Raw genomic sequence first — 12,626 nt, forward strand, 5'->3', positions numbered from 1 at the left:
CGGGCCGCCCGTGACCGCCGCCCCGGCCCGTGGCGGGCACGGCCGCGCGCCGGGGCGGTGAGCGGCGGGGTGGCGTCGGGCGCGTGGAGGTGACCGGCGCCACCCTGACCTGCGGTTTCGCGAGGTGTCCGCATGCTGGGCTGTCCGTATCGTGGAGTGGACGTGAGGGTGTCCTCACCTCAGCGCCTAGACTGGGGGGCGAGCAGCGCCCTCGCACCGACCGACGCGCACGCCGACGCGCAGGCCCTCCGGCCCCGCGGCCCGGCCGCGCCGAGCGGTGAGGGCCCCCCGACCGGAAGGCAGCCCGACCCGTGAGCACCCCGACCCTGCGTGTCGCGATCGTCGGCGCGGGACCGGCCGGCATCTACGCGGCCGACATCCTGTCGAAGACCGACCTCGACGTCAGCATCGACCTGTTCGAGCGCCTGCCCGCGCCGTTCGGCCTCGTCCGCTACGGCGTCGCGCCCGACCACCCGCGCATCAAGCAGATCATCGTCGCGCTGCACAAGGTCCTCGAGCGCGGCGACATCCGCCTCCTCGCGAACGTCGACTACGGCACCGACCTCAAGCTCGACGACCTGCGCCAGTTCTACGACGCCGTCATCTTCTCGACCGGCTCGATCCGGGACGCGGCCCTGCCGATCCCCGGCATCGACCTCGACGGGTCCTACGGCGCCGCGGACTTCGTCTCCTGGTACGACGGCCACCCGGACGTGCCGCGCACCTGGCCCCTCGAGGCGCAGCAGGTGGCCGTCCTGGGCGCGGGCAACGTGGCGCTCGACGTCGCGCGCATCCTCGCCAAGCACGCGGACGACCTGCTCCCGACCGAGGTCCCGGCCAACGTCTACGAGATCCTCAAGAAGAGCCCGGTCACCGACGTGCACGTGTTCGCGCGCCGCGGCCCCGCGCAGGCGAAGTTCTCGCCGCTCGAGCTCCGCGAGCTCGGCCACGTGCCGGACGTCGACGTCGTCGTGTACCCGGAGGACTTCGAGTTCGACGAGGGCTCCGAGGCGGCGATCCGCTCGAGCAACCAGACGAAGCAGGTCGTCAAGACCCTCACGGACTGGACGCTCAAGGAGCCCGAGGACCTCACCGCCTCGCGCCGCATCCACCTGCACTTCCTGCACAAGCCGCTCGAGGTGCTCGGCGAGGACGGCAAGGTCGTCGGCCTGCGCACCGAGCGCACGACGCTCACCGGCGACGGGAACGTCGCGGGCACCGGCGAGACGTTCGACTGGCCGGTCCAGGCCGTCTACCGCGCCGTCGGCTACTTCGGCTCGCCGCTGGTCGACATCCCGTTCGACGACGTCGCGGGTGTCATCCCCAACCGCGAGGGCCGGGTCGTGGACGTCGACGGCGAGCACCTGTCCGGCATCTACGCGACCGGCTGGATCAAGCGCGGTCCCGTCGGCCTCATCGGCCACACCAAGTCCGACGCGTCCGAGACCATCCGGCACCTGGGCGAGGACGTCGCCGCCGCCGGCGAGGCGTTCTACACCGCCGCCGAGCGCGACCCCGAGGCCGTCCTCGAGTTCCTGCGGGCGCGCGGCGCCCAGCCCATCGACTGGTCGGGCTGGGAGCTGCTCGACGCGTACGAGAAGTCCCTGGGCGAGCCGCACGGGCGCGAGCGGGTCAAGCTCGTCCCGCGCGAGGACATGGTGGCGATCTCCCTCGGCCGTCAGCTGCCGAACGCCTGACGCCGACGGACGGGCCCCGCACGCGCACCGCGTGCGGGGCCCGTCGTCGTCCCCGGCCCGGCGCCGGACGGGTGGTCCTGCCGCCCGCCGCACGTCGCGCCGGGCGCGTCGACGCAGCCCACGGGCACGCTGGGGGCGCGGCGCCCGGGTGCCGCGGGGAACGCGCACGTACCCCGGGACGTTCTCCCGGCGGACGCACGGACCGCCCCGGACGGGGCGGGGGAGGACGGACATGGGGCATCGGCACTTCAACGGCCTGAAGACGGCGGCGCTGTTCGGCGCCATGTGGGCCGTCCTGCTCGGCATCGGCTACCTGCTCGGCGGGGGGCGCCCCGGGTTCCTCCTGCTGTTCGCCGGCATCGGCCTGCTGACGACGGCCTACAGCTACTGGAACTCGGACAAGATCGCGATCCGCGCGATGCGCGCCCGGCCCGTCAGCGAGATCGAGCAGCCGGTGATGTACCGGATCGTGCGGGAGCTCTCGACGGCGGCGCGCCAGCCCATGCCGCGGCTGTACGTGTCGCCGACCATGGCGCCGAACGCCTTCGCGACGGGCCGCAACCCGCAGAACGCCGCGGTGTGCTGCACCGAGGGCATCCTGCTGATCCTCGACGAGCGCGAGCTGCGCGGCGTGCTCGGCCACGAGCTGATGCACGTGTACAACCGGGACATCCTGACGTCCTCCGTGGCCGCCGCGATCGCGGGTGTCATCACCTCGCTCGCGCAGTTCGCCCTGTTCTTCGGCGGCGGCGACCGCCGTGGGGGCGGCAACCCGCTGGCGGGTCTGCTGCTGGCCCTGCTCGCACCGCTCGCGGCCACGCTCATCCAGCTCGCCATCAGCCGCACCCGCGAGTACGACGCGGACGAGGACGGTGCCGCCCTGACCGGCGACCCGCTCGCGCTGGCGTCGGCGCTGCGCAAGCTCGAGGCGGGCACCCACGCGCGCCCGCTGCCGCAGGAGCGCGAGCTGGTGGACGTCTCGCACCTCATGATCGCGAACCCGTTCCGCGGCGGCGGGCTGGGCCGCATGTTCGCGACGCACCCGCCGATGGCGGACCGCATCGCGCGGCTCGAGGCGCTCGCGGGCGGGCGCGGGGGCGTCGCCCGGTACTGAGCCACACCGGCGTCGCCGGGACGAGCCGCACCGGCGTCGCCGGGACGCACCGAGGGGCCCGCACCGCGCACGGTACGGGCCCCTCGCGCACCGTCAGCGGTAGTTGACGAACTGGAGCGCCGCGTCGACGTCGGCGCCCTTCATCAGCGCGATGACCGCCTGCAGGTCGTCGCGGCTCTTGGCCGACACCCGCAGCTCGTCGCCCTGGATCTGCGTCTTGACGCCCTTCGGGCCCTCGTCGCGCACGAGCTTGGCGAGCTTCTTCGCCACCTCGCTGCTCAGGCCCTCCTTGATGCTCGCCGCGAGGCGGTACTCCTTGCCCGAGGGCTTCGGCTCGCCGTCGCCGGTGTCGAGGGCCTTGAGCGAGATGTTGCGCTTGATGAGCTTGGACTGGAAGACGTCGAGGACGGCCAGGACGCGCTCGGCGGAGTTCGCGACCATGAGGATGCTCTCGCCGCTCCACGCGATCGACGCGCCCACGCCCTTGAAGTCGTACCGCTGCGCGATCTCCTTCGCGGCCTGGTTCAGGGCGTTGTCGACCTCCTGCCGGTCGACCTTGCTGACGACGTCGAACGACGACTCGCTCGCCATGGTGCTCCCTCCCGGCGCGCGCCGGTCGGCGGCGCCTCGTACGGACTGGGCGGGTCCCTGCGGGCGCCGGTCCGCCGCGGTCGCGACGGACGGTGGCGCGAGGGGCCTCGCGGAGTTGCTATCCTTCCATCCGCACGCCGCTCACGCGGACGGCGGGCAGGCTTCGGCCTGGCCCGCTCCGGTGGGTGGTGTCCCCTTGGCGGGTTACCCGAGTGGCCAAAGGGGGCTGACTGTAAATCAGCTGGCATCGCCTACGGGGGTTCGAATCCCTCACCCGCCACGTGACGAAGGGCCTCCTCGCAGTGCGAGGAGGCCCTTCGACGTCCCGGGGTCGAGCCCGGGGCCGGCGGTGGGTCAGGAGCAGGTGTACGCACCGGGCGTGATGGAGACCGTCTCGCCCTCGTAGCGGGTGTCGAAGACGCCGGCGTCCTCGGCGGAGGCGAACGCCAGCCCGACGCCGACGGGGTCGGCGAACTCCGTCAGCCCGGCGAGCGTCTCGGCCGCTCCCTCCTGGCACGCCGGGTCCCACGCCTCGGCGTCGTAGCCGAGCTCGCCGAGGCGCGTGACCTCCTCCTCGAGGCCGCCCTCGTCGCCGGCCTCCGCGACGGCCGTCCAGACGACCCACAGGTCGCCGTCCGCCTCGGCGGGGGCGACGGCCTCGGGCCAGTCGGCCGTCGAGGGGTCGACGCCCTCGTCGCCGCCGGAGCAGGCGGCGAGACCGAGGACCAGGCCGAGGGCGAGCGGGGCGGCGAGCAGCGGCGTCGCGGCGCGACGGGGTGCGGGCAGGGGGCGCATGCGGCGGATCGTGGCACGGCGCCCCGGCGGCCAGGTACGAAGCGAAAGGTTTAGGGGAGCGACGTGACGGCCGGCGTCGCACCCGGCGTCGGCACCCGCCGGGGGTGCCCCAGGGCGGCCGTGGAGGGCCCCGGATCGCGGCCCGTGCGGCACGCCCGGGCCGGTGACCAGGCCCACGCGACCGCCGATTTCACCGCCGGGCCCGTGCCCGTGTACTCTGGTCCGCGCTGCCCCGATAGCTCAGTCGGCAGAGCGTCTCCATGGTAAGGAGAAGGTCAAGGGTTCGATTCCCTTTCGGGGCTCTGTGGTGTGTCACGGGTCGGCCGCCCTCGGGCGGTCGACCCGGACCGCCGCTGTGGCGGGATAGCTCAGGTGGTTAGAGCACACGGCTCATAATCGTGGTGTCGCGGGTTCGAATCCCGCTCCCGCTACCACGTCCGGCGAACATCCGTAGCAGCAGCGCGTGTCGGCCGGCGCGCGCCAGGAGAAGAACGCAGCCCCCGCGGGGCGCGAGAGGTGACACAGACATGGCCAGCAAGAGCGCGGACGTCCGCCCGAAGATCACGCTCGCCTGCACGGAGTGCAAGGAGCGGAACTACATCACGAAGAAGAACCGTCGGAACAACCCCGACCGGCTCGAGATGAAGAAGTTCTGCCCGCGTGACAACAAGCACACGGTGCACCGCGAGACCCGCTGACGCGGCACACGCAGCCGAGCCGATCCGCTGACATGGCGGTCGACACCACTTTCGCCGGGCGGGTCTACCCGCCCGGCGACGTGTATGTGGTCTCCCGCGAGAAGATCCGCGAGTTCGCCGAGGCCACCGGCGGGACGCACCCGGCGCACACCGACGCCGCCGCGGCCCGCGCCCTGGGCCACCCCGACGTGGTCGCCCCGCCCACGTTCGCGGTCGTCATCGCGCAGCGCACCGAGGCGCAGTACGTGGACGACCCGGCCGCCGGCATCGACTTCAGCCGCGTCGTCCACGCCGACGAGCGGTTCACCCACCACCGGCCGCTGCACGCCGGCGACCGCGTGGTGACGACGCTGCACGTCGACGCCGTCACGCTGCGCGGCGGTCTCGCGATGGTGACGACGCGCTGCGAGCTCGCCGACGAGTCCGGTGCCCCCGTCGCCACCGTCGTCTCGACGCTGGCCGTGCGCCCCGAGGAGGACGCGTGAGCACCGGCCCCGCGCTCGCCGACCTCGCCGTCGGCCAGGAGGTCGCGCGGCGCACCGTCGCCGTCGACCGTGCCCGCCTCGTCCGGTACGCGGGCGCCAGCGGCGACTTCAACCCCATCCACTGGAACGAGCGGGTCGCCACGTCCGTGGGTCTCCCGGGCGTCATCGCGCACGGGATGTGGACGATGGGCGCGGCGGTCGCGGTCGTCGTGGACTGGGCGGGCGACCCGGGCGCGGTCGTCGACTACCAGACGCGGTTCACCCGGCCCGTGCCGGTGCCCGACCCGGGCGCCGCGGAGGTCGAGGTCGTCGCCGCCGTCGGCGCACTGGACCCCGAGGCGGGCACGGTCCGGGTCGACCTGACGGTGACCGTCGAGGGTGCGCGCGTGCTCGGCAAGGCGCAGGCGGTCGTCCGCCTGGCCTGAGGCGCTCCGGTCCGGCGGCTGCCGGTGCCGACGTGCCGGCTCAGGCCGGCGGGCGACCGGTCGTGGTCCCGACCCGCAGCGACACGGGCAGCACCCGGTCCTCGGCGGTGCCACCCGTGAGCAGGTCCGCCACGGCGTCGCCGATCGCCGCGCCCTTGTCCGCCAGCGGCTGGCTGACGCTCGTGAGCACGTCCGGCGCGAGCCACGGCAGGTCGAGGCCGTCGAAGCCCGCGACCGACACGTCCTCGGGCACGCGCAGGCCGAGCTCCCGTGCGGCCAGCACGACGCCCGAGGCGAGCAGGTCGGACTGGCACAGGACCGCCGTCGGGCGGTCGTCGCCGGACAGCAGGGCGCGACCGGCGGCGGCGCCGTGCTCGACGAGCGACGCCGGGGTCTCCCACACCACGACCGGCTGCACGCCGGCGTCGGTGACGCCGCGCAGCCGCCGGCGCGTGATCTCCCACCCGATCCGGGCGAGGCGGGCCTCGTCCGCGGCGCCCTCGGCGCGGTCCCGGTCGAACGGCAGCGTCACGGTCGCGATCCGCGTGTGCCCGAGGGCGACGACGTGCCGCGTGAGCTCGGCCATGCCCCCCCGGTCGTCGATGCCGACGGCGGCCACGTCGGGCTGCGGCGTGCCCTCGACGAGGACGATGGGGATGCCCCGGTTGCGCAGGGTCTCCAGCACGGGGTCGTCCGTCGTGCCGCCCCACATCTGGACCGCCACGTCCATCGCGGCGCTGGCGAGCAGCGGGTCGACCGGGGGCTGCGACGCGTCGTGCGGTCCGGGCACCAGCAGGACCCCGAGGCCGAGCGGCCCGAGCCGGGTGACGAGGCCGTCGAGCACCTGGATCGTGACGGGGTCACGAAAGGCGCGGCGCAGTGCGTCGCCCATGACGACGCCGACGATCCCGGAGCGCCCGCTGCGCAGCTGCCGGCCCAGCGGGTTCGGCCCCGCGTACCCGAGGGTGCGGGCGGCCTCGAGCACGCGTGAGCGCGTGCGGTCGGCGATGGGACCGGAGCCGGAGAAGGCCAGGGAGGCGGTCGACACCGAGACCCCCGCGGCGGCGGCGACGTCGGCGAGGGTCGTGCGCTGGGCGGGCAGGGTCGGCACCTTTCGTGAGCCGGCCGCGGACCGGCCGGTGGCACGGGGCGCCGCGCCGGTTCGGGCGTTTGACGACGCGAGCAGCGTACCCGCAGAATGACCGGCATCCCCCTGAACTGAGCCGCGCCCTCGTCGGCCTCGTTCGAATCGATTCGACCAGCCTGCCCCGGGAGCCCGTGTGACCTCCGCCGCGACCTCGGCCCGCGCCGCCCGTCCGGACGTGCCCCGGGAGGTCCGCCTCGCCTCGACCGCCGTGTTCGTCGTCTTCCTCCTGGCCGGCTGGAACTTCGCCAGCTGGGCGTCCCGGCTCCCCGCGGTGCGCGACGCCCTGGACCTGCGTCCCGACCAGATGGGGCTGCTCCTGCTCGTCGGGTCGTTCGGGTCGCTGCTCGCGTTGCCGCTCTCGGGCATCGTCGTCGAGCGCCTCGGGGCGCGCCGCACGGTGCTCGGCTTCGGTGTGCTCAACGCGATCGGCTACGGGGTGGCCTGCGTCGGTGTCGCGACCGGGCAGGTGGTGGTCGTCGGCGCGGGCCTGGTGCTGGCCGGCGTCGGCACGGGCGTGTGGGACGCGTCGATGAACCTCGAGGGCGCCGTCGTCGAGCAGCGGCTCGGCCGCACGGTCATGCCGCGGTACCACGCGGGCTTCTCGTTCGGGACCATGGCGGCCTCCGGTGCGGCCGCGGTCGTCGCCGGGCTGCACGTGCCCGTCCAGGTGCACCTCCCCGTCGCCGTCGCGCTGTCGAGCGTCGTCCTCGCGCTCGCCGTGCGGGCGTTCCTCGCCGACACCACGGGCGCCGGGGCGTCCCCGGCGACCGGCCCGGACGCCGACCCGGCCGCCGCCGCGCCCGCCCCGCGCGGTGCGCGTGCCGCCCTCGGCGCGTGGCTCGAGCCCCGCACCCTGCTCGTGGGCCTCGTGGTCCTCGCCGCCGCGCTGACCGAGGGCGCCGCGAACGACTGGGTGAGCCTCGCCGTCGTGGACGGCTTCGACACCGGGCACGCGGTCGGGGCCCTCGGCTTCGGTCTCTTCGTCACCGCCATGACCGCGATGCGCCTGCTCGGCACGCGACTGCTCGACCGCTACGGCCGCGTCGCCGTGCTGCGGCTGTGCGCCGGCCTCGCCGCCGCGGGCCTGCTCGTCTTCGGCCTGGCCGACCACCTGTGGCTCGCGCTGCTCGGCGTCGTCGCGTGGGGCGCCGGTGCCGCCCTCGGCTTCCCCGTGGGCATGAGCGCCGCCGCCGACGACCCGCTGCGCGCGGCGCAGCGCGTGGCCGTCGTGTCGACCATCGGGTACTCGGCCTTCCTCGCGGGCCCGCCGCTGCTCGGCCTGCTCGCCGAGCGCGTGGGCTACCAGGAGGCGCTGCTCGCGATCCTCGTCCCGGTCGTGCTCGGGCTGCTGGTCACGAGTGCCGCACGCCCGCTGCCCGCCCCCGGCACCGCCTCCGGCACGGCCTCCCGCGCGCCGGGGGACGTAGCCTGACGGGGTGGAGCTCGACACCTGCGCCCTGCCCGGTCCCGGACCGGAGCCGGCCGACGCCCCCGTCCCGACGCACGGCGGCACACCGGCGCTCGCCGACCTGACGACGCTCCGCGTCGGCGGTCCCGTCGGCCGGTACGTCGAGACGACCACCGAGCAGGAGCTCGTCGCCGCGGTGCGCGACGCCGACGCCGCCGGTGAGCCGCTGCTCGTGCTCGGCGGCGGGTCCAACGTGCTCGTCGCCGACGCCGGCTTCGACGGCGTCGTCGTCCGCGACGTGCGCGGCGGGGTCGAGGTCCCCGACGCCTCCGCGTGCGCGGGTGTCACGCTCACCGTGCCGGCCGGCACCGTGTGGGACGACGTCGTCGCGTACGCGGTGCAGCAGGAGCTCGTGGGCATCGAGGCGCTGTCCGGCATCCCCGGGTCGACCGGGGCGACGCCGGTGCAGAACGTCGGTGCGTACGGGCAGGAGGTCTCGACCACCATCTCGCAGGTGCGCGTGTGGGACCGCGGCCGGGGCCGGGTGCGCACGCTGCCGTGGGTGACGCTCGCGTTCGGGTACCGCACGTCGCTGCTCAAGCGCTCGCTGCGTCCCTCGGCCGACGACCCGCAGGCGCCCTGGGGCCCCACGCCCCGGTACGTCGTGCTGGACGTGACGTTCCAGCTGCGCGCCGGCTCCCTGTCGGCGCCGGTCGCGTACCCCGAGCTCGCGCGCGCACTCGACGTCGCCGTGGGGGAGCGCGCGCCGCTCGCGGACGTGCGCGCGGCCGTGCTCGCCCTGCGCGGGCGCAAGGGCATGGTGCTGGACGCGCCGGACCACGACACGTGGAGCGCGGGCTCGTTCTTCACCAACCCGGTGCTCCCGGCCGGGGAGGCCGACGGTCTGCCCGCGGAGGCACCCCGCTGGCCGATGCCCGACGGCAGCGTCAAGACCAGCGCCGCCTGGCTCATCGAGCACGCGGGCTTCGGGCGCGGGTACGGCGAGCCGGGGCCCGCGACGCTCTCGACGAAGCACACGCTCGCCCTGACGAACCGTGGCGACGCCCGTGCCGACGACCTCGTGCGCCTCGCACGCGAGCTGCGCGACGGCGTCCGGGACCGGTTCGGGGTCGTGCTCGAGCCGGAGCCGGTCCTCGTGGGCGTCGCACTCTGACGCGGTTCCGCCGGCACCGCGGGCGCGGACTGTAGCGAGGCCCTCACCCGGGGACAACCGTCCCGCGACGGGTTCCCTCCCTCCACCCTCCGGCCGTTCCCACCGCGCGCCCCGCGCGCCAGGGTGGGACTGCGCCGACGGCCGGCAGCGGAGCACGGCGGGCGCCGTCCAGGGGGACCCTCATGACCAGACGACCGTCGCGTCACGCGCTCGCCGTGACCGCCGCCCTCGCGTGCCTGGCCACGGCTGCCGGCACGCTCACCGCCACGGGCGCCGCCGCGCACGACCGGCCCGGGCACGGCCCGGGCCACGACCGCACGCACCGGCTGGAGGCGTCGCGCGTGGACCGCGTCCCGACGCCCGACCCGGCGTGGACCGACTGCAGCGCCGCCTTCGGCGCCGGCGCGGAGTGCGGCAGCGTGACCCTGCCCCTCGACTACGACCGCCCGCGCGGCGCCACCACGGACGTCGCGCTGCTCCGGGTCCGTGCGACCGACCCCGCGCAGCGCGTCGGCACGCTCTTCGTCAACCCCGGCGGTCCCGGCGGGTCCGGTGTCGAGCTCGCCGCGCTCGCCGACGCCCTGTTCTCGCCGGAGCTGCGGGCACGCTTCGACGTCGTCGGCTTCGACCCCCGCGGGACGAACTTCTCGACGCACGTGCAGTGCTTCCGCAGCGCCGAGGAGCAGGCGCAGGCGCTCGCGGGTCTGCAGCCGGTCGCGCCGGAGGGCCCGCAGGAGACCGCCGCCCAGGTCAGGGCCTCCACCGCGCTGGCGCGCGCCTGCTCGACGACCGGGACGCCCGAGTCGGCGTCGGTGTCCACCGCGCAGGTCGCCCGCGACCTCGACGTCCTGCGGCGCGCGGTGGGCGACGAGCGGCTCAACTACCTCGGCTTCTCCTACGGCAGCTACCTCGGCGCCGTGTACGCGAGCATGTTCCCGGACCGCTTCCGCGCGCTCGCCGTCGACGGCGTCGTCGACCCCGACGCGTTCCGCGGCACGCTCCGCACGGCGCACGTGCCGACGTTCGTGCGGACGGGGTCACCGCAGGCGAGCGGCGCGGCGCGCGACGAGCTGCTGGAGCGCTGCGCGGAGGCGGGGCCGTCGCGCTGCCTGCTCGCGGGGCTCGGCGACCCGGCGACCGTGTACCGGTCGGTCGTCGACACCTCCCGCACGACGCCCGTGCCCGTGACGGACCCGTGGAGCGGTGCGGAGCTGCCCGTCGGGTACGACGAGGTGGTCTCGGTCGTGCAGTCGGTCCTCTACGTGCCGAACGCGCCGGCGGTCGTCGACGTCTTCGTCTGGGCGGTGCACCACCTGCAGCAGCCGCCGACGGAGGAGAACGCCGCCGTCCGGGCGCAGGCGCGCGCGGTCCTCGACCAGCTCGTCGCCCAGCTGTTCGGCCCGCTGCCCGACGAGGAGACCGAGCGCGCGAAGGCGGAGACCTTCGGGCGCGCGTGGCCCCCGTACCCGAGCGGTCTCGAGGCCGCGACGGCGGTGCTCTGCACGGACGGCCTGCACCCGCTGCGCGTCCGCGACGTCGCCGGCGCGGCGGAGCGCACCGAGCGGGAGGTCCCCGACTTCGGCGCGGTGTGGGCGTGGCCGTCCGCACCGTGCGCGCTGACGGCGTGGACCGCCCGCGACGAGGACGCCTGGGCCGGCGGGTTCTCGCCCCGCACGGCCGCTCCCGTGCTCGTCGTCGGCAACACGTGGGACCCGGCGACGCCGTACAGCGGCGCCGTCGCGCTCAGCCGGAAGCTGCCGAACAGCCGGCTGCTGTCGTCCGACTCGTGGGGCCACGGCGCGTACGGCACGTCGGCCTGCGCGACGGGTGCGATCGACCGCTACCTCGTCGCGGGCGAGCTGCCCGCGCCGGGCACCTGGTGCGCGGGCGACGACCAGCCGTTCCCGGAGCCCGCGGGCGACGCGGCGCGCTCGTTCGCGACGGGCCCGGCCGTCCCCGAGGTCGCACCCCGGCCCGCCACACCGCCGCTGCCCACCGTCCCGGAGGTGCTGACGGACTGACCGGCGTCCGCGTCCGCCGGGTCGTCGGCGAGCCACGCGTCCACCCCGGCGAGCAGCCGGGCGCGCGTGGCCGCCGACGCCCGGCAGGCGCGGATCGACGCGCGGGCCAGGTCGGCCAGCTCCGCGTCGCCGAACCCGTGCACGTCCCGGGCGATGCGGTACTGGTCCACCAGGCGCGAGCGGAAGAGCAGCGGGTCGTCCGCGCCGAGCGCGACCGTGGCCCCCGCCTCGACGAGCGGACGCAACGGCACCTCCGACGCCGTCGCGTAGACCCCGAGGGAGACGTTCGAGGCGGGGCACAGCTCGAGCGCGACGCCCTCCTCGACCACCCGGGCGAGCACCCGCGGGTCCTCGCCGCTGCGCACGCCGTGCCCGAGGCGCTCGGGGCGCAGGTGGTCGAGCACGTCCTCCACGTGCGCGGGACCGAGCAGCTCGCCGCCGTGGGGGACGCTCGCCAGTCCTGCGCGCCGCGCGATCGCGAACGCCGGCGCGAACTCGGCCGTCTCGCCCCGTCGCTCGTCGTTCGACAGCCCGAACCCGATCACCTCACCGGGGCCGTCCCCGGCGTGCCGCACCGCGAGCCGGGCGAGGGCCCGGGCGTCCAGCGGGTGCCGCGTCCGCGACGCCGCGACGACGACGCCGACCTCGACGCCGGTGGCGAGCGACGCGCGGCGCGCCTCGTCCAGCACGATCTCGAGCGCGGGCGTCAGGCCCCCGACGAACGGCGCGTACGACGTCGGGTCGACCTGGATCTCGAGCCGGCCGGAGCCCTCGGCCGCGTCGTCCGCGACGGCCTCGGCGACGACGCGCCGCATGTCCTCCTCGCCGCGCACGCAGGCCCGCGCCGCGTCGTACAGCCGCTGGAAGCGGAACCAGCCGCGCTCGTCGGCCGGCACCACGAGGGGGTCGGCCTCGAGCAGCACGCGGGGGAGACGGATGCCGTGCCGCTCCGCGAGCTCGGCCAGCGTCGCCACGCGCATCGACCCCGTGAAGTGCAGGTGCAGGTGCGCCTTCGGCAGCCGGGCGAGGTCACGCATCCGCGTCAGTCTGCCAGCAGGGGACCCGGCCCGC

General features: G+C 75.6%; 11 protein-coding genes, 3 tRNA genes and 1 pseudogene. 11 read left to right on the forward strand and 4 right to left on the reverse strand.

Features of this window, described 5'->3' with window-relative positions; all coding sequences use genetic code 11:
- Window positions 1-311 precede the first annotated feature (311 nt).
- Both FB586_RS09705 and htpX read left to right on the forward strand, forming a co-directional pair.
- Entirely contained in the window at window positions 312-1,697 is a 1,386-nt protein-coding gene (locus tag FB586_RS09705; RefSeq protein ID WP_136519139.1) for an FAD-dependent oxidoreductase, read from the forward strand.
- Between the two features lie 232 nt (window positions 1,698-1,929).
- Window positions 1,930-2,811, forward strand: a complete 882-nt coding sequence (gene htpX, locus FB586_RS09710) for a zinc metalloprotease HtpX (protein ID WP_136519140.1) — start codon at window positions 1,930-1,932, stop codon at window positions 2,809-2,811.
- A 93-nt stretch (window positions 2,812-2,904) separates the two neighbouring features.
- Here the strand turns inward: htpX and FB586_RS09715 are convergent, their stop codons facing one another.
- Window positions 2,905-3,402 carry a YajQ family cyclic di-GMP-binding protein gene (locus FB586_RS09715; protein ID WP_136519141.1) on the reverse strand — a complete coding sequence of 166 codons (498 nt, stop codon included), beginning with the start codon at window positions 3,400-3,402 and terminating at the stop codon, window positions 2,905-2,907.
- A 198-nt stretch (window positions 3,403-3,600) separates the two neighbouring features.
- Between FB586_RS09715 and FB586_RS09720 the strand changes: the two genes are divergently transcribed.
- A tRNA-Tyr gene (locus FB586_RS09720) sits at window positions 3,601-3,682 on the forward strand.
- A gap of 74 nt (window positions 3,683-3,756) precedes the next feature.
- On the opposite strand, the gene FB586_RS09725 is transcribed toward FB586_RS09720, so the two are convergent.
- Complete coding sequence (locus FB586_RS09725) at window positions 3,757-4,197, reverse strand: hypothetical protein (RefSeq protein WP_136519142.1); 441 nt, start codon at window positions 4,195-4,197, stop codon at window positions 3,757-3,759.
- A gap of 229 nt (window positions 4,198-4,426) precedes the next feature.
- Between FB586_RS09725 and FB586_RS09730 the strand changes: the two genes are divergently transcribed.
- From FB586_RS09730 to FB586_RS09750, 5 genes are all read left to right on the forward strand, one after another.
- Window positions 4,427-4,499 (forward strand) — tRNA-Thr (locus tag FB586_RS09730).
- Between the two features lie 55 nt (window positions 4,500-4,554).
- Window positions 4,555-4,631, forward strand: a tRNA-Met gene (locus tag FB586_RS09735).
- Window positions 4,632-4,724: 93 nt separating this feature from the next.
- Window positions 4,725-4,895 carry a 50S ribosomal protein L33 gene (rpmG, locus tag FB586_RS09740; protein WP_013117912.1) on the forward strand — a complete coding sequence of 57 codons (171 nt, stop codon included), beginning with the start codon at window positions 4,725-4,727 and terminating at the stop codon, window positions 4,893-4,895.
- Window positions 4,896-4,927: 32 nt separating this feature from the next.
- On the forward strand, window positions 4,928-5,380 hold the full coding sequence (locus FB586_RS09745) for an FAS1-like dehydratase domain-containing protein (protein ID WP_136519143.1): 453 nt from the start codon (window positions 4,928-4,930) through the stop codon (window positions 5,378-5,380).
- Window positions 5,377-5,805, forward strand: a complete 429-nt coding sequence (locus FB586_RS09750; protein ID WP_136519144.1) for a MaoC/PaaZ C-terminal domain-containing protein — start codon at window positions 5,377-5,379, stop codon at window positions 5,803-5,805. The genes FB586_RS09745 and FB586_RS09750 overlap by 4 nt, the downstream gene beginning before the upstream one ends.
- 40 nt (window positions 5,806-5,845) lie before the next feature.
- Here the strand turns inward: FB586_RS09750 and FB586_RS09755 are convergent, their stop codons facing one another.
- Window positions 5,846-6,907, reverse strand: coding sequence for a LacI family DNA-binding transcriptional regulator (locus FB586_RS09755; protein ID WP_136519582.1), 1,062 nt, complete (start codon window positions 6,905-6,907; stop codon window positions 5,846-5,848).
- Between the two features lie 178 nt (window positions 6,908-7,085).
- Here FB586_RS09755 and FB586_RS09760 point away from each other — a divergent pair, with 178 nt between their 5' ends.
- The 3 genes from FB586_RS09760 (at window position 7,086) to FB586_RS09770 (ending at window position 11,555) form a co-directional block, all read left to right on the forward strand.
- Entirely contained in the window at window positions 7,086-8,384 is a 1,299-nt protein-coding gene (locus tag FB586_RS09760; protein ID WP_136519145.1) for an MFS transporter, read from the forward strand.
- Window positions 8,385-8,388: 4 nt separating this feature from the next.
- Window positions 8,389-9,534, forward strand: a complete 1,146-nt coding sequence (locus FB586_RS09765; RefSeq protein WP_136519146.1) for a UDP-N-acetylmuramate dehydrogenase — start codon at window positions 8,389-8,391, stop codon at window positions 9,532-9,534.
- Window positions 9,535-9,716: 182 nt separating this feature from the next.
- The gene (locus FB586_RS09770) at window positions 9,717-11,555 is read left to right on the forward strand and encodes an alpha/beta hydrolase (RefSeq protein ID WP_136519147.1); all 1,839 of its coding nucleotides are present in this window, start codon (window positions 9,717-9,719) and stop codon (window positions 11,553-11,555) included.
- Window positions 11,556-11,569: 14 nt separating this feature from the next.
- Here FB586_RS09770 and FB586_RS20020 read toward each other — a convergent pair.
- Window positions 11,570-12,592 (reverse strand): annotated as a pseudogene (locus FB586_RS20020) (adenosine deaminase); the annotation flags it as partial.
- Window positions 12,593-12,626 lie beyond the last annotated feature (34 nt).

The organism is Cellulomonas telluris (genome assembly GCF_004886325.1).
GTDB classification, from domain to species: domain Bacteria; phylum Actinomycetota; class Actinomycetes; order Actinomycetales; family Cellulomonadaceae; genus Cellulomonas; species Cellulomonas telluris.

What these genes read in the sequence shown, in the direction of transcription:
- htpX (WP_136519140.1), top strand. Translation starts at nt 1,930, where the DNA reads ATGGGGCATCGGCACTTCAACGGCCTGAAGACGGCGGCGCTGTTCGGC.
- FB586_RS09715 (WP_136519141.1), bottom strand. Translation starts at nt 3,402, where the DNA reads ATGGCGAGCGAGTCGTCGTTCGACGTCGTCAGCAAGGTCGACCGGCAG.
- FB586_RS09725 (WP_136519142.1), bottom strand. Translation starts at nt 4,197, where the DNA reads ATGCGCCCCCTGCCCGCACCCCGTCGCGCCGCGACGCCGCTGCTCGCC.
- rpmG (WP_013117912.1), top strand. Translation starts at nt 4,725, where the DNA reads ATGGCCAGCAAGAGCGCGGACGTCCGCCCGAAGATCACGCTCGCCTGC.
- FB586_RS09745 (WP_136519143.1), top strand. Translation starts at nt 4,928, where the DNA reads ATGGCGGTCGACACCACTTTCGCCGGGCGGGTCTACCCGCCCGGCGAC.
- FB586_RS09770 (WP_136519147.1), top strand. Translation starts at nt 9,717, where the DNA reads ATGACCAGACGACCGTCGCGTCACGCGCTCGCCGTGACCGCCGCCCTC.